The following is a 20,302-nucleotide window of genomic DNA, read 5'->3' as shown; positions in this document are numbered from 1 at the left end:
CTGTTAACCATACACTTATATTTGCACCAATATGGAAATATTAAATTTTAAACAAGGATGTCATTATGCCCCGCTTCATCTCTGATGCTGTATCGCAGCGTCGCCGTACCTCGCTTACCAAAAAAACACTATTGGCTTCGGTTATTGCAACGGCCATTGCCGCTACTGCTGTATTAACTCCGTTATCTCTGCCGGCGAATGCCCAAAGCCAAGGCACACTAGAAACAGCGCCGGATAATGCCAAACAGGTATTCTTTGTGGGTAATAACTGGGATGGCACGGTCACTGTGATTCGTCCAGATGGTGACTATGGTCAGATTGGTACCATCAATGCGATACCAGATAAGCAACAGCGCTTACAGGAAATTTACTGGAATCCGATTAAGTGGATTGCCTTTTTCTATATTCGCAATAGCGCGGGTGAGGGTAATGATCAGCTGGTTGATGACATGTATTCCTCCCCAGATGGTAAATCGTTGGTAGTATCTCGTCCAAGCTTTGCTGATGTGGTGTCTATTGATATCGAGTCTGGGAAGATTAACTGGCGCTTTGCAGTAAAAGGTCTGCGCGCTGATCACATGGCTGTATCACCGGATGGTCAGAGAGTTGCAGTATCTGCATCAACCGGCAATATCGTGCATGTATTAGACATTAATACAGGTAAAGAGCTTGGTAATTTTGCAACCGGTGATAAGCCTCATGAAAATATTTTCTTTGCCGGCGGTACTAAAATACTAAACTCATCTATCGGTAATGTAACCAGCAGTATGGATGCCCCGTGGCAAGATTTTACTAAGGGTAATCGCGTATTAACCATTGCCGATACCAAGAACGATTATAAAGTCATTAAGACCATTGATTTGCGTCCCGCCCTTGATGCGTATGGCCGTGATGATTTATCTAATGCGGTGCGCCCTGCGGTATTAAGCCCAGATGAGACTAAGCTATATGGTCAGGTGTCGTTCTTTAATGGTTTATTTGAATATGATTTAAACAGCGATAGTATTAACAAAATTGTTGAACTGCCCGGTAGCGATACGATTCCGGCTAAGCGTAAAGACTGGGTAAATGACTCTCGTCACCATGGCTTATCAATTAATTTGGATGGGAGCAAGCTTTGTGTGGCAGGCACGATGGATGATTATGTCACTATTGTAGATACGAAGACGTACGAACACACACCTGTGGTCTCGGCCAGTAAACCGTATTGGGCAACGATAACGCCAGATGGTAAAAATTGCCTGATATCAGAAAGTGAAGGCGATAGCGTAACGGTTATTGATTTTGAAACCGGTTCAAAAGTTGCCACAGTGCCCGTCGGTAACCATCCGCAGCGTGTGCGTGTGGGCTATGTGCCGCAAACATGGGTAAATAGCCAGTAAAATCTACCTATAAATAATCGATGGGCAATATGGCGACTAAAAGACAAAGTGGATAGATATCATTCGCGTCGTCTTTTCAGGACTCAATAGCCGGTAATATCTTAATAAAAAGTGATTCAAAATGTTAGCAACAATAATAAAAAGTGTGTGTTATGAAAAATAAACTAGGGGTGGTAATTGGACTGATTGTCGCTGTGGTTATCGCCCTATGGCTATACAACAGTGGCTTTAATAACAGTCCAGTCGATAGGAATAGTATTGATTTAAATCAAGAAAATACGTCTGAGCAAACAGAATCTGTTGTTATACTAGATTCTAATAATTCGGATAGTAGCTCGATAACACCGCCGCTTAACTCAGAGATGAGCAATACAAGTGCAAATCAGCAATCGATGCTGAACAATGGTCAGGGGGCAGTCGATAATGATTCTGTGTATAGTACGGGTCTGCCTGCTGATAAGAACGATCCTGTCAAGCTTTCCGAGCGCCGAGAAGTTTATGAGTCGATTAATAAGGTGGTAAACGGTCTAGGTACAGGCGAGCTGCCTGAACTTGATGAGGTGCAGCATATTGGCAGTGAATTGGTTAGATTGAACAAAGAGGGGTATATCCCAGTTGAAGATGCGCAAAACACCTTTGAGTATCTAGAGCAAAGCATCCCTGTTATGGGACAAGAATTAAACTTTTATGCGCGTCAGATTCAACAGTAAGATTTGATTCGAATAGGGGTAATGATTTAAATAAAAAAGGGTAAGTCGTCATGACTCACCCTTTTTCTGTTCAAAATCTCTTAAAATAATTATGGATTTATTTAATAGGCTTATTTAAACTATTTTAAAGTAGAGCTCTTAACTCAAATTAGCGGTTGTATTTTTAAATTAAAAAAATCAGATGAAAACTATACTAAAGAAGAAAAGGTAATTTTAGATAAGCTGTGTAAGACAGATAAAACCGATGGACTTCGACCTAAAGTATATTATAAGTGTAGCCATAGATTAGGGCGTGTGGAACATTCGACCATGGCACTGGCGGCGACTATTTTTTAGTCAATATGCAGTGAAATTTTTGACGCTTAGTCATTCTAAGTTAGACAATTTCGCAAACTATTGGCAAAAAAGAGTCCCGCCCCTGAGAACGGATTAAGCAAAGCACTGCTTTGCCCGTTCGCAAGGCGAGAGCTATGCTCGAGTGAGGCTGATGCTAAAATCGCCCCAGACGTTGTTGCAAACCTAGTCAAGGTCTAGACATTAACGACGGTTTACGCCTAGTCTGAAACAATTTTAGCTATCAGCAGTGCTAATTTGCGAATGTTCCATACGCCCTAATGGGACAGATTTATAAAAGCCGACCTACTGACAAACCCAATTATTCGCTTTCAAAAGGTCGTAAAGTCGAAATCAGAAAAGGTGGGGCAAAAACTTACCGAGAGTATGGGAACCTTTTGTATTTACCGATGGCTGTCGATGTCGTAAATCTACCGTTGCAGTTGCTTTGGTTGGGCTATGCAGCGGCAGTATATAGTTCTAAAGGTGATGCCGATAATTAAAGTTAGCTCAGGCTAATACCTTACTTATTATTATCCCCCAAAAACTAAGCCGCAGCGTTATCAGCTAGTTTGATGACCACTTGATCGCCTTCTAAAGCGACCTCGTAGCTGTTTAACTTAACGGTTTCATCGTCTAAGCATTGACCGGTGGCTAAGTCAAAGCGCTGTTTGTAAATAGGGGAGGCGACATAGATGACTTCTCGCTGAGCACTGCTAGCATCATTGCTGTCGTTGGTGCTGTCCTCTTCTGACTCACTTTTGATGATTGTGCCACCAATAAGACCGCGCGATAGCACATTGGCTTTGCTAAAGGGATCAAAGTTGTCAATAGCGAATAGTTCGTCGTTTTTGGTGCGAAATACGGCGATTTGTTTGCCCTGAATGAGTGCGCAAACACCCGCTTCAGGAATAATATCATCAAGTTTGCAAATGGGCTGGGTTAACATAGGGTATTCCTGTATTTATTAAAATGGTGAGTAGTGTCGTCGTTTGCGCTATCCAGCAGTCGGCTCTAACACCTTTTTCTCTTCTTCAGTCGCTGGACGGATTTGTTCACGTTCGGTCACAAATACCACATTGTCATCACCAAGTTCACTGTTTACGAAATGACGGAAACGTTTGAGTTTTTCTTTATCGGTGATGGTCTCTTTCCATTCGCAAACATAATTATCCACCAATAGCTGCATTTGATCTTCAAGCTCTTTGGCGATGCCGAGACTGTCATTGATAATCACATCTTGTAAGTACTCTAGACCACCTTCTAAGCTTTCACGCCACTTTGAGGTGCGCTGTAATTTGTCCGCCGTTTTAATATAGAACATGGTAATGCGATCGATATACTTTAAAAGAGTCTCGGTATCAAGATCTTTGGCGAACAACTCTGCATGACGCGGTACCATACCGCCATTACCCGCCACATATAAGTTCCAACCATTTTCGGTTGCGATGACACCAAAATCTTTTGATTGGGCTTCGGCACATTCGCGCGTACAGCCTGAGACGCCCATTTTGAATTTGTGCGGTGAGCGCACACCTTTATAGCGGTTCTCTAAGGTTAATGCTAAGCCAACACTGTCTGCAACGCCATATCGACACCAGTTGTTACCGACACAAGATTTTACGGTACGTAAAGACTTGCCATACGCATGACCGGTTTCAAATCCAGCTTCAACTAAGCGCTCCCAAATATCGGGTAATTGCTCAAGACGTGCACCAAATAAGTCAACACGCTGACCGCCGGTTATTTTGGTATACAGATTAAACTCTTTGGCAACTTGACCGAGTACAATCAATTTATCAGCGGTAATTTCACCGCCTGCAACGCGTGGAACAACTGAGTAGGTGCCATCTTTTTGGATATTACCCAAGTAATAATCATTGGTTTCTTGAAGAGGGGCAAGTTCCGTTTTTAAGACATAATCATTCCAGCATGAGGATAAGATAGAGGCCACAGCAGGCTTACAAATCTCACAACCACGACCAGTGCCATGCTGTGTTAATAGCTCATCAAAGGTCTTGATTTCATGGACACGAACTAAGCTGTAAAGCTCTTGACGCGAATAAGCGAAATGCTCACATAAGTCATTATTTACCTCAAAGCCAAGCTCGGTCAGCTGATATGCGAGTACATCTTTTACCATAGGGGCGCAGCCACCACAGCCTGTCCCTGCTTTGGTGCAACTTTTGACCTCAGCAAGTGAATATGCGCCATCTTCAACAGCACCGCAAATAGCGCCTTTGGTCACATTAAAGCACGAACAAATCGTCGCTGTGTCGGGTAGATTTTCAACGCCCATGGAGGGCTTTTCAACATTGGGTAAGATAAGGCTTTCAGGATGGGCAGGCAGGTCGATATCATTTAAAAATATCTGAAGTAGGTTGTTATAATCTTCGGTATCACCGACCATTACGGCGCCCAATAACTTCTTATTATCGCCACTGGTGACCAGTTTTTTATAAATACCCTCTGCAGGATTCTGATAGACATAGCTTAAGCTGCCTTCAGTTTTGCCATGCGCATCACCAATACTGCCGACATCTACGCCCATAAGCTTAAGCTTGGTACTCATATCCGCACCAGTAAAAGTTTTATCAGTATCGCCCGCTATCTGAGCAGCACAAATGCTTGCCATCGTATAGCCTGGTGCTACCAATCCAAAAATCTTGTTGTCCCAAACGGCGCACTCACCGATGGCATATATATCCTCATCGTTAGTTTGACACTGATCGTTAATTAAAATACCACCACGACCACCAAGCGTCACGCCACATTCTGGATTTTGTTTCATAATGCCATCTTGAGGACGGATACCCGCACTAAAGACGATAAGGTCAGTATCAAGCTGAGTGTCGTCAGTGAACTGCATGGTTAAATAGGTATCTTTGTCTAGATGAATGTCTTGTTCATCTTTTTGATGAATATCATGATTGAGTGATACGCGGCGGTTATGAATAATTTCTTTGGTATTTTTGCCGGTGAGTACCTTGACGCCTAATGATTCAATTTTTTTCTTAAGTATTTCACCGCCTGCTGCGTCTAGCTGTACGCCCATGAGCTGAGGGGCAAACTCTACCACATAGGTGTCAAGGCCCAATGTCACTAATGCTTTTGCCGCTTCCAGCCCAAGTAAACCACCACCGACGACTACGCCCTTTTTGACATTGGGTTTATCAGCAACTTTTAAAATACTATCTAAGTCAGCAATGGTGCGATAGACCTGACAATGCGAATGACCACCCCCTTCAATAGGCGGCACAAAAGGATAAGAGCCTGTGGCTAATACCAGCTTAGCGTAGGTTATTGTGTCACCTTCTTCGGTGGTAATGGTGTGACTGTCACTATCAATATCGGTGATGCGTTGGTTAAGATGCAACTTGACATCCGCAGCATCATAATCGGCGAGATCGACAAGGTTGAGCTTACTGGCATCTTTATGTTCAAAGTAACTAGACAGATAGACGCGGTCATAGGCGGGACGGTCTTCTTCGCCAAACACATGAATGTCATATACATGATTTAGTCCAAGCTCGATGGCTTTTTCTACAAAATGATGACCGACCATTCCGTTACCGACGACGACTAAATTTGCTTTTGGCGTTTCGTTATTCTTTGTATTACTCATAGATGCCTTGCTCGTTGTTATTTATAAAGTGGGAGTCTGGTAAAGGAAGCGACTTATTTAAATGATGCACTTTACCAATTGCCTACCCTAATACATTCAATAATCGTGCCACTCTTAAACAATACAGCTAAATAAACTTTAAATATTACATTGAAATCTCATTTCAGCCGTTTCTGACTCCTTTACGAGCGCTTATTGAATTTTATAGCCTTTTAATTAACTCATTTTTCTTTAACACATTTTTATTGCGTATTTTATTTGGTCTTATTTGAACGTTATCGAGCGGTTTCTATAGAGCGGTATCTATAAAGGTATTTATTAATATTAAGAAAGTTTAAGTTTAATTTAATAATTTTTAAAGGTAATAACGGATGGATGGCATGGGGATTGCAACGACAGGGATAATAGAACCGTTTACTGAATAGCCTTCTAATCAATGCATAACTATTTAGTTAATTAAGACATTTGATAAATACTCGATGTTAAACGTTAACTTAATTTCTTAAAAATTTAATAGCTAGCTTAATAACGGGTTTTAACAATAAGCATTTGAATAACCGTGTTATTGCAAGCAACCCATCCTAATTAAGGAAATCAAATATGTCTTCAGCCACTCCCGTACCCCCGTCGAAGGGAAAACTTAACCTCTTATCCTTTGCAGGGAAAAATAAAATTCTGCATTTAGGCTGGATGGCATTTTTCTTGACCTTCTTTGTCTGGTTTAACCATGCGCCATTTCTAACGGCCATCGGCGAAACCCTAAACCTAACCTCACAACAAGTTAAAACGTTATTGATCCTAAATGTTGCGTTAACCATCCCTGCACGTGTCATTATCGGCATGCTAACGGATAGATTCGGCCCTCGTATCGTTTATACCTGTATTTTAGCGTTGGGTGCCATACCTTGTTTTACCTTCGCATTTGCTCAGGACTATACGACGCTAGCCTTATCACGTTTCGTATTAGGTTTCGTTGGTGCAGGCTTTGTAGTGGGTATTCGCTTGATTAGTGACTGGTTTCCTGCCAATGAATTGGGAACGGCTGAAGGCGTCTATGGCGGTTGGGGTAACTTTGGTTCAGCAGCAGCGGCTATGATACTGCCTACCTTGGCGATTGGCTTTGCCGCTTGGTTCGGTGGAGACGAAGGCTGGCGATATGCTTGTGCGACCTCTGGCGTTGTTATGGGGTTATACAGTATTTTATTCTATGCCAAAGTGCGCGATACGCCAAAAGGGCATACCTATTTTAAGCCTAAGAAACATGGCGCGATGACCGTAACCTCATCAGGTGACTTCTGGTTAATGATGATCTTTAAAGTGCCTATGTATCTAGCATTAGCACTACTTGCATGGAAACTCTCGCCGGCAGGCGTCAGTTTATTAAGTCAGTTTTGGGTTAATATTATCTATGTTGTGTTAGCTTTATTGTATGTCTACGAGTTTGTCAGTAGCTATCGCTTCAATAAAGAAGTGTTTACCACGCCAGTACCTGAAGCTCAGCGTTATGACTTTAAACAAGTTGGTGTATTAAATATTTTATACTTCGCCACCTTTGGTTCTGAATTGGCAGTGGTATCAATGCTACCGTTATTCTATCTAGAGACGTTTGAAGTATCAGTGGTTGCCGCAGGGTTATTGGCGTCGTCGTATGCCTTTATGAACTTAATGTCTCGCCCAGGTGGTGGTTGGTTAAGTGATCGATTTGGACGTAAAAGCACGCTACTTATCTTAACCGCAGGTCTTGCGATTGGGTATTTCTTGATGGGCATGGTTGACTCTACTTGGCCTATAGCTTTAGCATTATTGATTACTATGTTTTGCTCATTCTTTGTACAAGCGGGCGAAGGTGCAGTATTTGCCGTCATTCCCCTTATTAAGCGCAGTATGACAGGTCAGTTCGCGGGTATGGCAGGCGCCTATGGTAACGTGGGCTCAGTGGTGTATCTTACCGTGTTAAGCTTGGTGTCTTATCAGATCTTCTTTATGGTTATTGCCGCTACGGCAGTCGTCGGATTCTTAGCTTTATTCTTACTAAAAGAGCCTTCAGGTGTTATTCTTGAAGAAATGCCAGATGGGTCATTTGCTGAAATTAAAGTGAGCCATTAAGCCATTCAAAAAACGTTTTATTTAAATTAAATTTATCGACGTTTCATATATAGAAGTTTAAGGGTTATTACGCATCAGGACATATCCAAGGAGTAACAGTTGAATATTAGGAACAATCGTCCTGATCAGCGTCATAAGACAGAAAACCAGTCTAACAATACATCAAGCCATCAATTTGCTTCGCAGGCAAGTTGGTGGCTTGATTTTTGGTCAATGGCAGGACGTAAGCCTGAGAATCAGGACAGTTTGCTGATTACCAATTGTATGATGAATGAAGATTGGCAAGGTCCAGCGCCTCTTTTAGTACTATTATCAGATGGAGTGAGCGCCTGCCAATTTCCAAAGCAGGCCAGTAGACTAGCGGTACAAACGGTTGCAGAAACCGTGGTCAATCAGCTTCCTAATATTATTGAGCAAATTAATAGTTCGACCAGTTCTGTACAAAGTGGAACCGGATTATTAAATGATGAATATGTCGCTATTATGCTAAAGAAGGCCGTCAATAACGCCAATGATGCGATGTATTTCTCACAGGTCTATCAACGCGTGCCACCCCTGTTATCAACCTTGTCAGGTTTACTGTGTATCAATGACCGTATACATCTATTTCACACAGGTGATTCTCGAATATATCGTCTCGGTGTCAATGAGCTGACTGCATTGAGCCATGACCATCGTATTCATAAAGGACAAGATAAAGGGGCATTATCGGCGGCTTTGGGTGCCGATACGACCGTGCATTTACAACAAGATGTGTTTACCTTACATCAAAATGAATACCTCGCCATTATGACGGATGGGGTCTACGAATTTATCGAGTCATCGGAGCTACAGTATGAAGTCAGTCAGTCCCTTTCGAGTTTAGAAACAACCTTAAACAATGGCGAGTTTGCATATAGCACTGATTCATTTGATCACTATATTCAACATTGGCAATTAAGTCGTCGATTATGTGAGCATGCGTTAAAAGAGGGCAGTAATGATAATCTGAGTATGATTATGCTGGGTATGCTCACTCCAGCCGCCACTTATCCATTGATAACAACCCCGAAGAATCAACCGCTTAATAACTTTATGGCTACTGATGTTAAACAGACAGTGGCTGCTAACAGGACGTTGGAGGATAATGTGGGTAATAACAGTGAGGATAAGATAAGTACCAATGATAGCAATGACGAAAGTGCTTACATAGCAATGCCAACTCAAATAGCAACATCTCCACAAGCCTCTAGCTTTAAGTTACCGAGCGGTTTTGAGGTAGGTGAATCGATTGACGGGTTCACCGTCACTAAAATTATCGCACGTACCGCTCGCAGTGAAGTGTATTTGGTGGTAGATAGTGAGGGGCATGAATATGTGCTTAAGTCGCCCAGTATTAATACGGTTGACGATGGAAACTATATTCGTGATTTCTTAAAAGAACGCAAAATTGGTCTTAGCTTATCGAAAAATCGCCGAGCAGGGGAGTCTTCTTATAACCAAATTGATCCTAATAGCCCTGTTATTAATAATGTGCACACTAAAGAGACAAAGGAGGGTCAGCAGTCAAACTCAACATTCAGTGACTCAGGATTACTTCGCTATTATCCAGTTCCCGCAAGTACCTTATATTTATATCACTTGACCGAATACGTTGAAGGCGAGAGTCTGAGGATGTTTATTGAGCGCAATGCGCCTTGTGATATTTGGCAAACTCATGACTTATTGACCAAGATTGGCATGGCAGTTCGGGTGATGCACCGAAACTACTTATTGCACCAAGATTTAAAACCAGAAAATATATTATTGACCAAAAGCGGAGCGGTTAAGTTGATCGACTTTGGCTCAGTAAGTTCTTCAATTTTAAAAGACAGTACCCGTCCGCCTGTTGGTGATTTACACTACGCTGCACCTGAATACTACACGGATGCACCAAAAGGGGCGCATTCAGATTTATTTTCCATAGCGGTTATCGGCTTTGAGTTATTAACGGGCGAGTTGCCTTTTACCTCGCAACAGCTTATGTCGCCAACCAGTGCGCTGAAAGTGCCAACAGAATTACTACGTAAGCAAAACGTACCGTTTTCTAGCCAGCAAGCGCTATTGCGAGCTATGCACCGTAATACCAATGTTCGTTATCAAGCAATCGGTGAGTTTCTGCAAGAGTTCAATCCAGATAATATGGCCTCAGTAAATGATCCTGAACCATTGATCAAACGTCATCCCTTAATGGTATGGCATGGCATTTGCTTGATACAAAGTGTCATTATTGTTTTTTTAATATTTAAGGTTTTAGCAATCCACTAAATTTTGCTAGCCGTACTTTTTATAATCACAATATTTAATAAGCGAACGTTTTTCTAACCGAAGCTTTGTTAATTCGCACTTTTCATAACCATTTTTTTAATTGTAATTTCAATCGCTTATTTTATGTCTGCACACATCGCCACCACAATGGCTAAGGTCTTCCCATGCCAGCTCAAGTAACTGCTAGCTCAAATCCGCAATTCCCTAATAACGCACCCAATGATAAAGCTATCCCAAGCGGTATTGTGATAGTAGGGGCGGGTATGGCAGGCAGTCGTTTGGCCATTAAGCTGGCAACTTTATGGAAGCAATGCAAAGGGGTAAACCCGGAGATTACCTTAATTAGTAAAGAGCCTCAAGTAGGTTATAACCGTATTATGTTATCTCCAGTGCTGGCAGGAGAAACCTTATTTGAAGACACTTATTTGTATGATAAAAGCGAATACGAGCGTTTAGGAATCAAAGTATTAGCGGGGGTTAGTGTGGATACTATAGACACTGCTAGCCAGCAGTTAACTTTGGATAATAAGGATATTTTGAGTTATGACACGCTTGTTATTGCCACCGGCTCTACTGCTCGGGTCATTCCCTTTCCGAATCATGATGCCAAAGGGGTGCATGTGTTTCGAGATGCAAGTGATGTCGCTATCTTGAGTGACTTTGCCAAACAGGGCAAAACGGGTTTGGTGATTGGCGGGGGTGTGTTGGGATTAGAGGCGGCCTGTGCATTAGCATCTCAAGGTGCGAGCATGAGCGTCGTTCATGTGGATAGTTATGTCTTAAATCGACAGTTGGATCAGCCCGCCGCCTTAATGCTACAAGATGAACTTACTTTACGTAACGTCGGACTAGAAGTGTCAGCAATGACAACGACTATTGAAAAAAATGATGTCGGAGAAGTTACAGGGTTAAGCCTAAAAGATGGTCGAACCTTGCAGGCTGACTTTATTGTGATGGCAGTGGGTATTATCCCTAATACTAAGCTCGCCAAAGACAGTGGGATTTTGGTCAATCGTGGCATTGTGGTTGATGAGTATATGCAGACCAACTGCGACAATGTATATGCCATTGGTGAATGTGTTGAAATTAATGAAGAACTCTTTGGTATGGTGTCCTCGGTCAATCAGCATGTCGATACACTTATTAGCGTCATATGTTATCCAGATAATCAAAAAAAGTGGCAACCGTTTGTCAGTGTGCCATTATCCTTAAAGCTAAAAGTTTCTGGTATAGCCGTATTCTCAGCAGGACAAATTGAATTTGCAGATGATGAGATTAATGAGATTGAGCGTGTTATCTATCGGGACTTAGCGCAAAATCATTATCACTGTTTGTACATTAAGGACAATATGTTGATAGGGGCGGTGCTTTATGGAGAAACCAGTGATGGAAATTTTTACAGCCAGTTAATTAATGATAAAACGGACATATCCAGTTTTAAAGACTCATTAATATACGGCGCTGCTTATTGCCAACCTATGTTAGATGAGTCCACGGGTGAGCCGTTAACAAAAAACATGAATGATAATTCACTAGTAAACCAAGAAGATAATAATTTAAACAGGAAGGCCACAACAAAAACTGACGCTTCAAGCAGTCATGCTGCACGGGAGCCTGCATAGGTATGAGTAACACTACCCATAGCGATACTATTGATGATTTAAATAACAATCTACACACCTATACCACCAGTCCGAAGCATATCTCTACACAAGTTGATAATGAGAGCACCAACCTTAGCGAGAATACTATTAATACCAGCCAACACAATCCAGCCAGTTTAATTCCCATAAAGCTTATCAATGAAGATAATCCATCTTTAAGTGCTCATTCAACAAGCGCGGAGCCAAGCAGCACAAAAACAATAAATGTAAAAACAAGAAACGAAAGGACAAGAAACGAAAAGACAAGAAATGATAAGACGAATAAGTTGAGAACAGTGAAAACCACGTGCCCATACTGCGGCGTTGGCTGTGGCGTATTAGCCTCTATTAATACTGCAAATGGCGAGGTGAGTGTTGAGGGTGATCCTGATCATCCTGCCAATTACGGTAAGCTATGTTCGAAGGGGAGTAATCTAGCACAAACTTTAGGTACTGAACGACGACTCCTGACGCCTTATTACCAAAATAAAAAATTAAGTATGCAGTCGCCTGCTGCCGCTACAGATTTATTAAGTGAGCCATTGGATGGGCGTTTGAATGGACAGTCAGATGAGCCTTTAAATGAGCTCTTAATGACGACTCAAAAAAATAGCCTAAGCAAAGAAATCCAACCCTCTGATTGGGAACCTATCCTAGACGATATTGCTGCTCGCTTATCAAAAACCATTGAACAACATGGGCGTGATAGTGTAATGCTATATGTGTCAGGCCAGCTATTAACTGAAGATTATTACGTCGCTAATAAATTCATTAAAGGCTTTATTGGCAATAACAATATCGATTCCAATTCGCGGTTATGTATGTCCTCTGCAGTAGCCGGACATAAGCGGGCTTTTGGCGCAGATTTAGTACCCGGTAGCTATACGGATTTTGAAAGCTGTGACCTATTAGTGTTAGTCGGCTCTAACATGGCGTGGTGTCATCCAATCTTATTTGGGCGTTTTTTAAAAGCGAAACAAGACAATCCTCATAAGAAGCTGATTGTGATTGATCCCCGGCGTACAGATTCGTGTGAGTTTGCAGATTTACACCTGCCTTTAGCACCAGGTACAGACACGCATCTGTTTAATGGTCTACTCAATTATCTAGAGACAAATGGATATCAAGATGCTGCCTATGCAAAGCAGTGTCTAGGCTTGAATGAGGCATTGGCCTCCGCAAGGTCATGGGATATTGAGTCCGTCGCCAAAGCTACCCAGCTTGATACTGACACTATCGAGCAGTTTTATGATCTATTTGCGAATAATGCCAAAACGGTTACTGCCTTTAGCATGGGGGTCAATCAGTCAAGCTCAGGTACCGACAAAGTTAATGCCATTATTAATACGCATTTGCTCACAGGTCGGGTGGGAAAAGAGGGCGCCAGTCCTTTTTCATTAACCGGTCAGCCTAATGCAATGGGCGGGCGAGAGGTAGGCGCTTTAGCCAATCTATTAGCAGGACATCTTGAGCTTGATAATGCGGATCACCGTCAAGCTGTAGCCGACTTTTGGCAAGCCCCTCAAGCTATCGCACCGAATGTAGGCGTTAAAGCCTGTGATGCTGCTGATGCCATATTAGATGGACGTATCAAAGCCATTTGGATTATGGCAACCAATCCAGTGGTCAGCTTACCTGAAGCGGATAAATTCCGTCAGGCGCTTGCGGAGTGTGAGCTAGTCATCGTGTCTGAATGCTCAAAAGACAGTGATACTATTAAGTGTGCCGATATTGTATTACCGGCGCAAGGCTGGGGCGAGAAGTCAGGAACAGTGACTAATTCTGAACGTCTCATATCTCGTCAGCGTACATTGCTGCCTGCTGCCGGAGAGTCTAAGCCTGATTGGTGGATACTCTCGCAAGTTGCCAAACGCATGGGATATGCAGGGTTTAACTACCAAAAACCTAGTGAGATATTTAGTGAACATGCGGCATTGACCAGCTATCAACAGGATAACTATCCCAGACAGTTGGATCTATTGAGTGAGATCTCATCTAAAGTTGACGCTAATAACGAAAGCAGTTTTTTAAATAAAAAGAGCCCTGTTTTAAGCGTAGAAGAATATGATGCCATGCTACCGTTTCAATGGGGTGGCACTCGTATTGACGTGGTAGATAAACACTTTAAGCATAATGCCCCTCGATTTATTACTATCAAACCGCCTGAGAAAGCAGGGGCAATCAATAGATTTACCCCTAAACAGGGCAGTTTGAGTCCTACCAAAATCAAAGCTGAAGCACAGACCATTAACAGTACTCAAACCCGCAAAGATATAGACGGGATAGATGCGACTTCGAGTAGATCCACTAATGATGCCATTAATCTACGTCTGATTACCGGTAGACTACGCGATCAATGGCATACAATGACCCGCACTGGTCTGGCACCAAAGCTTAACCAACAACAAACTATCCCAACCATAACCTTACATCCTAAGGACGCAGAAACTCTAGGCGTTGTTGATCAACAATTTGTGTCAATTTCTCCTGAGTCTCCTTTTGAGTATGAGGTACAGCCGTCAACTGAATCGAATGCTTCCAGTGTTGCTATTGCTCAAGTTGAGGTGAGTGATGAAATGCGAGTTGGCGATGCCTTTATGCCAATGCATTGGAGTAATGCTTTTGCCAATCTCGCCAGAGTAGGTGTATTGATACCCACAAAAGTTGACCCTATCTCCGCGCAGCCTGAGCTTAAGAACTCTGCTATTACCGTTAACCCGATAGCGATGCAAACCGTTGGGCGTTTACTGGTGCATCCAGATTGGTTAGACGCCGTTTTGGTGCAATTACGCGTGTTATCAGCTTCGATGAACTTTAGTGAGCAGGGTGTGTTTTCAACGGAATTACCCAATATAGTCTGGAGCCTGAGTCGTCAACAGGACAGCATCTTAATTAATATCGCCACCTCAAAGTCTGATATTAGCGCTTCTTGGTTAACCTCAACCTTTTGGCAACAGTTTGTCGCCTCAGTTGAAGAATTAGCAAACGGTGAATCTTCTGACGTAAAGACTAGCTCAATTGGTAATAACAGCTTGATTGCTAATGCCAGCTTTATCGCTAACGCTAGTTTCATAGAAAATATTAGGGCCAAGCAATTTCGTATGGTGATTGTTGATGAACCCAACGAACACAGCCTTCCTGACCAACCACAATTAATGCTAGCGGTATATATCGCGCCAGAGTATGATCAGCTGCCAGGTACACATTGGTTAAACGAGTGCTTTGTGGATATGAGTGCCGTACCCTCTACGAAGTGGCTACTGGCCGGTCGTCCAGCAAGTGGCTATGTTGATCCCGGCCCTATCGTCTGCGCGTGTATGGGAGTCGGGGAAAATATCATTATTAATGCCATAAAAAGTGATAAGGCGACAGATGCGATTACTGTTGGCAAATTATGTCAAGCAGGCACCAATTGTGGCTCATGTGTGGGTCAAATCAATGAGCTTATCAAAGAATATGCGTAGCCTTAATAGATTTGGAAGGTGTTATGAACGGTTGGCATATCAATTGCAGCTTATAAGTACTGACACTTAAATGAAGCTCAAATGTCATTAACTGATTCAAATGTTAATTTTGTCAATATTAAATTGCCTTGGGGCGTCAGTGTTCAGCCATTTATATGTTATACGCCAGGAGCGCCGCCGAGCATGACCGATTCAATACTTTCAAATATTTCACCTTTATCAGACGTTTCTCTAACATCTCAATCCTCTTCATATACGCCAAGTGATTGTCTACACACGTATACTGCTAAGACACCACAAAAGCAGGCTCAAAAAGGGGCAGTGTATTTGGTCGGGGCAGGCTCAGGCGACCCAGAGTTATTAACCCTAAAGGCGTATCGGGTGATGCAGCAAGCCGACTTGGTACTTTACGATAGCTTAGTGTCGCAAGACATCCTAGACATGTGTTCGCCACGGGCCAAAAAGATATTTGTTGGAAAAAGACGCGCTAATCACGCCCTACCGCAGCAAGATATTAATCAGCTGTTAGTCACTCATGCCCAAGCTGGCAAATGTGTGGTACGTCTAAAAGGCGGTGACCCCTTTATATTTGGTCGTGGTGGCGAAGAGCTACAAACTGTCGTTAAGCATGGGATTTGCTTTGAATCTATTCCAGGTATTACCGCAGCAAGTGCTGCCGCCAGTAGCACAGGCATTCCGCTGACCCACCGTGACTGCGCACAGTCGGTTAAATTTGTCACCGCCTATAAAAAGACCAATGCACCGAATGAGGACTTCGCTGAGATGCTCGATCCGACACAGACGGTTGTGCTATATATGGGATTGCATCGGTTAGAGAGCTTAACGCAGGGCTTAATACAAGCGGGCCGTGATCCAAAAACGCCCTTTGCGCTGATTAGTCATGCCAGCCTGCCAACTCAACAAATCTTAGTCGGCACTCTAGAGAGTATCACCGCGCAGCAGGCGACAGTGAATCTACCTACGCCAGCGTTATTGATTATGGGCGATGTGGTAACACTTCATGACCAATTAGCCCCTTTTAACTTAGCAAACTTATCTAGATTGACATTAGATAACAAGCTGGAAGTAACAGCAGATACGAATCATCAAAGAAAGATATTGTTAGAGCAAGCCGTGTCCGTTTAACCACTAAAAGACTTATTCGTACGCAGCCGCTCTAACTATTATGCTGATATATAGGTTATTTACGCACTTGGCTTGGTAAAATTGGCATAACAAGTTTGTAGTGATTTAGCCACAACTTTAGTAACCAACTGCGAGCGATATTTTGAGTCGATTGCGGCGTTGGTCATGTCCATAACCGTGACTTGCTGAGGTGCTTGCTCGCTCACGCAGCCACAGATTTTGGTTTTAGCGGCTTCTTCTTGCTCTGAATTCATAGCAACACGGGCAATACGCCACGCATTTTGCTTCTCAATCTCACTACGGCACTGATTATCTACCGCAGATTTAAAGATATTCATACCCATGTTGGTGGCATTACCCACAGCAGTGCCAGCTTCACCAGTATTGCTAAGGCCTGTTCCTGTTGAGCTACATCCGGCTAAAGCAACGGTCATAAGTAGAGTAGCATTGGTCAAAAGCTTGTTCATAAAAAATCCTTAAAAGTATATTAGAGCCGATTAGGCTACTTAAAAAAAGGGAGATTATCAATAGATAATCTCCCTTTTTGATTTCATATTACAGGTGGCGAGACTCTTCGATGCGTTTTTCCTCAGCTTTTATCATAGTGGCAAACGCATTAAATTCCTGACCGGCGGTCATCGGCACTGCCACTTGTAAATGAGTGCGTCTAAATCATAACAGGCTGCGACAATGGCATTTTTACGCAGCTCATTTAATACGCCAACAGTCAATTAAGAGAGAAGATGAGTAAACACCCACAATAAGCCATTTAATGCAGCAATGCCGACAATCATACTGACCAATAACTGACGACTAATGTGATAAACAAGCAGCACTAAAATAAGCGCGCCAATTTGTGCCAATAATAAATGCAGTTCCGCACTGTGTATCCCTGTGACAGCGGATAAATCTTGATAAGACAGACTGGTTAAAATCAGTAGCACCATCACTGATAGTGGCAAGCTTTCGTTTAAGCGATGTAGCCAAGGCGTATCGAGTATTTGTTTAGGAATAAGAGCAGGCAGGGCGCGGATGATAAAGGTCACGCCCGCCATCGCAAAGGTCGCAAGAATCAGATAGCTACTGGTCATTGCAATCTCCTTTCTCGCTAGCAGCATCAAGCGTATGACGTCCTACCCAAAATCCACGTGCCAAGATAAGCAGCATACAAATGGTAATAGCCATCAATAATAACCAGTCACTGGTAAAAAAAGAAGCAATGATTAAAGAAAGCACTGCGATACCAATCGGGAAGTAGCGCTTGATGCTTTGAAACTGCTCATACGCCAAAATAGCAAACAGACAGACTAAGGCAAAATCCAAATGCGGTATCAAATTGCTTAACGTCCCACCAAGCAAAAATCCAATCGCCCCTGCAATCACCCACCAGCTTTGATTGAATAAGCTAATCGGCAGAATTAACGCCTTACGTGATGCCTGCGGTAGGCTCGTCATCACCGAAAATGTCTCGTCCGTGAGCGCAAACAAACAGTAGGTCTTAGCCAACTTGTTGTCCGGTAAGGATTGTAATAACGGCATCCCATAAAAGATATGACGCAAGTTAATAGCCGCAATGTTGGTCGATATCGTGCCAATGGGCAAGCCGGCACTGAGCATGGGCAAACAGGCATATTGAGCTGCGCCTGCATAGAGCACCACGCTTAGCATCACTGTCGCCCAAAGCGGAATGCCGGCTACTTGTGCTAATACGCCAAATGCGATGCCGGCAGGCAAATACCCCATCGCAACGGGTAAGCTTTTCTTAAATCCTGATGCCCAGTCATATTGGGACGTAGCCTGTGGAGGTGGGGTTTTAGAATGGGTTGTCACGCAGTATCCTAATATTTATCATCAATATTGATATTAAGTGTTTATTAATTCTAATACAGTGGATAGAATTACATTTTATTTGCTAGACGCCCAGCAGTGGGAATAGTATAACCCTGTTGGACTTATTTATATTTAATCGTCTTATTTTAAGGACTTGGAAAATGGTATTATCGCACGCTTATAAAGCGATACCATTGGTCTTTATAAGGAAATTATATGCAACAGTCAAATAATAAAGGATCATCTGTACGGTCAGATACGGTAAAAGAGAGGGATAATCTCGACGCGCATCTGCCCAATGATGGCAATGAGTATTTATTTACCGATACTTTTCCTAAAGGCACGGTCAAAGGGTTGGTCATCACCGCGATAGCCGCGATTATTAGTATTATTCTATTTAATATATTACCCTTTGAGAACGAGGTAAATAAAGGGCTTGCGATGCTGGTATTTATCGGTGCACTTTGGCTAACCGAGGCGCTGCATGTGACCATTACCGCTATTTTAGTGGTGATTATTGGGGTAGCAATTGGCATTCCAGAATTTGATACCAAAAGTGCGCTATCAAGCTTTGCTAGCCCTACGATTTATCTGTTCTTCGGTGGTTTTGCCTTAGCGGCAGCGCTGCATGTGCAAAAACTGGATGAGAAAATCGCTTTAAAAATGATTTCTATGTCAGGCGGACGCTTGGGTAATGCAGTGATATTAATATTCTTAGCCACGGCGCTGCTGTCGATGTGGATTTCAAATACCGCCACTGCAGCTATGATGTTGCCTCTGGCTATTGGTATGTTGTCACAAGTGGACCGTGAAAAAGACCGCGGTACCTTTGTGTTTGTCTTACTGGGTATTGCATATTCGGCAAGTTTGGGCGGGTTAGGTACTATTGTTGGCTCACCTCCGAACGCCATTGCGGCTAAAGCTTTGGATATCTCATTCGTTGATTGGATGAAATTTGGCTTACCATTGACCTTTGTATTAACGCCACTATTATTGGGTGCGATGTATTTGGTTATAAAGCCAAATCTAAACGTGCATATCAGCAGCGTTAACCAGCCGGATATTCCATGGACCAAGCCTAGAGTAATTACGATTATTATCTTTTTGGCCACCGCTTTATCATGGGTATTTGGTAGCAAATTAGGTGAGATGCTTAATATCAGTGACATGGACTCTATTATTGCTTTGGCAGCAGCTGTAGCTGTGGTTAGCTTTGGTTTGGTGTCTTGGAAGCAAGTGTCTGATAATACCGATTGGGGCGTGCTCATGCTATTCGGGGGTGGTATCGCCTTATCTAATATCTTAAAGGCATCGGGTGCATCTCTTGTAATGGGGGAGACTGTAGCGAATGCCTTAATGACGACACCGTTATTCTTAGTGATGTTAGTGATTGCAGCCTTTATTATCTTTTTGACAGAATTTGCGTCTAATACTGCATCAGCTGCTTTATTGGTGCCAGTTTTTGTCGCCATTGCTGAACAAATGGGCCTGCCGACTGAAGTATTGGTGATGATTATTGGTATCGGCGCGTCTTGTGCCTTCATGCTGCCAGTAGCGACACCGCCAAACGCTATTGTTTTTGGTACTGGTCTGATTAAACAGTCAGAGATGGTACGTGTTGGTATGGTATTAAACATTGTGGCGGCTATTGTTGTGGCCTGCTGGGCGTATTTCTTCTTGCTATAAACAAGATGAAATTAGGCAATGTTGAAAAAAAGCCCCGCTCGATTTGAGCGGGGCTTTTTTAGTATTTAGTTATTTAGCATTCAATATTTTG

At 42.8% G+C, this 20,302-nt stretch carries 13 protein-coding genes and 1 pseudogene; 8 read left to right on the top strand and 6 right to left on the bottom strand.

Features of this window, described 5'->3' with window-relative positions; all coding sequences use genetic code 11:
- The first annotated feature begins 65 nt into the window (after positions 1 to 65).
- Both AC2SLO_RS08450 and AC2SLO_RS08445 read left to right on the top strand, forming a co-directional pair.
- On the top strand, positions 66 to 1,382 hold the full coding sequence (locus tag AC2SLO_RS08450; RefSeq protein ID WP_486540276.1) for a YncE family protein: 1,317 nt from the start codon (positions 66 to 68) through the stop codon (positions 1,380 to 1,382).
- Positions 1,383 to 1,534: 152 nt separating this feature from the next.
- Positions 1,535 to 2,092 carry a hypothetical protein gene (locus AC2SLO_RS08445; protein ID WP_486540274.1) on the top strand — a complete coding sequence of 186 codons (558 nt, stop codon included), beginning with the start codon at positions 1,535 to 1,537 and terminating at the stop codon, positions 2,090 to 2,092.
- A gap of 880 nt (positions 2,093 to 2,972) precedes the next feature.
- Here AC2SLO_RS08445 and AC2SLO_RS08440 read toward each other — a convergent pair.
- Together AC2SLO_RS08440 and nirB are read right to left on the bottom strand one after the other, a co-directional pair.
- Positions 2,973 to 3,374 carry a nitrite reductase small subunit NirD gene (locus AC2SLO_RS08440; protein WP_486540272.1) on the bottom strand — a complete coding sequence of 134 codons (402 nt, stop codon included), beginning with the start codon at positions 3,372 to 3,374 and terminating at the stop codon, positions 2,973 to 2,975.
- Between the two features lie 48 nt (positions 3,375 to 3,422).
- Positions 3,423 to 6,050: a nitrite reductase large subunit NirB gene (nirB, locus tag AC2SLO_RS08435; RefSeq protein WP_486540271.1), complete on the bottom strand. Its 2,628-nt coding sequence runs from the start codon at positions 6,048 to 6,050 to the stop codon at positions 3,423 to 3,425.
- 600 nt (positions 6,051 to 6,650) lie between these two features.
- Between nirB and AC2SLO_RS08430 the strand changes: the two genes are divergently transcribed.
- The 5 genes from AC2SLO_RS08430 to cobA all read left to right on the top strand — a co-directional run bounded on the left by AC2SLO_RS08430 (position 6,651) and on the right by cobA (position 16,695).
- A complete protein-coding gene (locus AC2SLO_RS08430; protein ID WP_486540269.1) occupies positions 6,651 to 8,156 on the top strand; it encodes a NarK family nitrate/nitrite MFS transporter in 1,506 nt (501 codons plus the stop codon).
- Positions 8,157 to 8,255: 99 nt separating this feature from the next.
- Positions 8,256 to 10,442: a bifunctional protein-serine/threonine kinase/phosphatase gene (locus AC2SLO_RS08425; RefSeq protein WP_486540267.1), complete on the top strand. Its 2,187-nt coding sequence runs from the start codon at positions 8,256 to 8,258 to the stop codon at positions 10,440 to 10,442.
- A 164-nt stretch (positions 10,443 to 10,606) separates the two neighbouring features.
- Complete coding sequence (locus AC2SLO_RS08420) at positions 10,607 to 12,064, top strand: NAD(P)/FAD-dependent oxidoreductase (RefSeq protein ID WP_486540265.1); 1,458 nt, start codon at positions 10,607 to 10,609, stop codon at positions 12,062 to 12,064.
- Positions 12,065 to 12,066: 2 nt separating this feature from the next.
- On the top strand, positions 12,067 to 15,549 hold the full coding sequence (locus AC2SLO_RS08415) for a molybdopterin-dependent oxidoreductase (protein WP_486540263.1): 3,483 nt from the start codon (positions 12,067 to 12,069) through the stop codon (positions 15,547 to 15,549).
- 183 nt (positions 15,550 to 15,732) lie between these two features.
- Positions 15,733 to 16,695 (top strand): uroporphyrinogen-III C-methyltransferase, encoded by a 963-nt coding sequence (cobA, locus tag AC2SLO_RS08410; protein ID WP_486540261.1) that lies wholly within the window; start codon positions 15,733 to 15,735, stop codon positions 16,693 to 16,695.
- 59 nt (positions 16,696 to 16,754) lie between these two features.
- On the opposite strand, the gene AC2SLO_RS08405 is transcribed toward cobA, so the two are convergent.
- From AC2SLO_RS08405 to AC2SLO_RS08390, 4 genes and pseudogenes are all read right to left on the bottom strand, one after another.
- Entirely contained in the window at positions 16,755 to 17,162 is a 408-nt protein-coding gene (locus tag AC2SLO_RS08405) for a hypothetical protein (RefSeq protein ID WP_486540259.1), read from the bottom strand.
- A gap of 88 nt (positions 17,163 to 17,250) precedes the next feature.
- Positions 17,251 to 17,349 (bottom strand): annotated as a pseudogene (locus AC2SLO_RS08400) (hypothetical protein); the annotation flags it as partial.
- A gap of 77 nt (positions 17,350 to 17,426) precedes the next feature.
- Complete coding sequence (locus AC2SLO_RS08395; protein ID WP_486540257.1) at positions 17,427 to 17,786, bottom strand: AzlD domain-containing protein; 360 nt, start codon at positions 17,784 to 17,786, stop codon at positions 17,427 to 17,429.
- The gene (locus AC2SLO_RS08390) at positions 17,776 to 18,525 is read right to left on the bottom strand and encodes an AzlC family ABC transporter permease (RefSeq protein ID WP_486540255.1); all 750 of its coding nucleotides are present in this window, start codon (positions 18,523 to 18,525) and stop codon (positions 17,776 to 17,778) included. The genes AC2SLO_RS08395 and AC2SLO_RS08390 overlap by 11 nt, the downstream gene beginning before the upstream one ends.
- A gap of 216 nt (positions 18,526 to 18,741) precedes the next feature.
- On the opposite strand from AC2SLO_RS08390, the gene AC2SLO_RS08385 reads away from it, so the two are divergent.
- Complete coding sequence (locus tag AC2SLO_RS08385) at positions 18,742 to 20,211, top strand: SLC13 family permease (protein ID WP_486540253.1); 1,470 nt, start codon at positions 18,742 to 18,744, stop codon at positions 20,209 to 20,211.
- Positions 20,212 to 20,302: the final 91 nt, after the last annotated feature.

The sequence above is a fragment of the Psychrobacter sp. CX14 genome (genome assembly GCF_057396205.2).
This window is presented reverse-complemented; position numbering and strand designations above follow the sequence as displayed.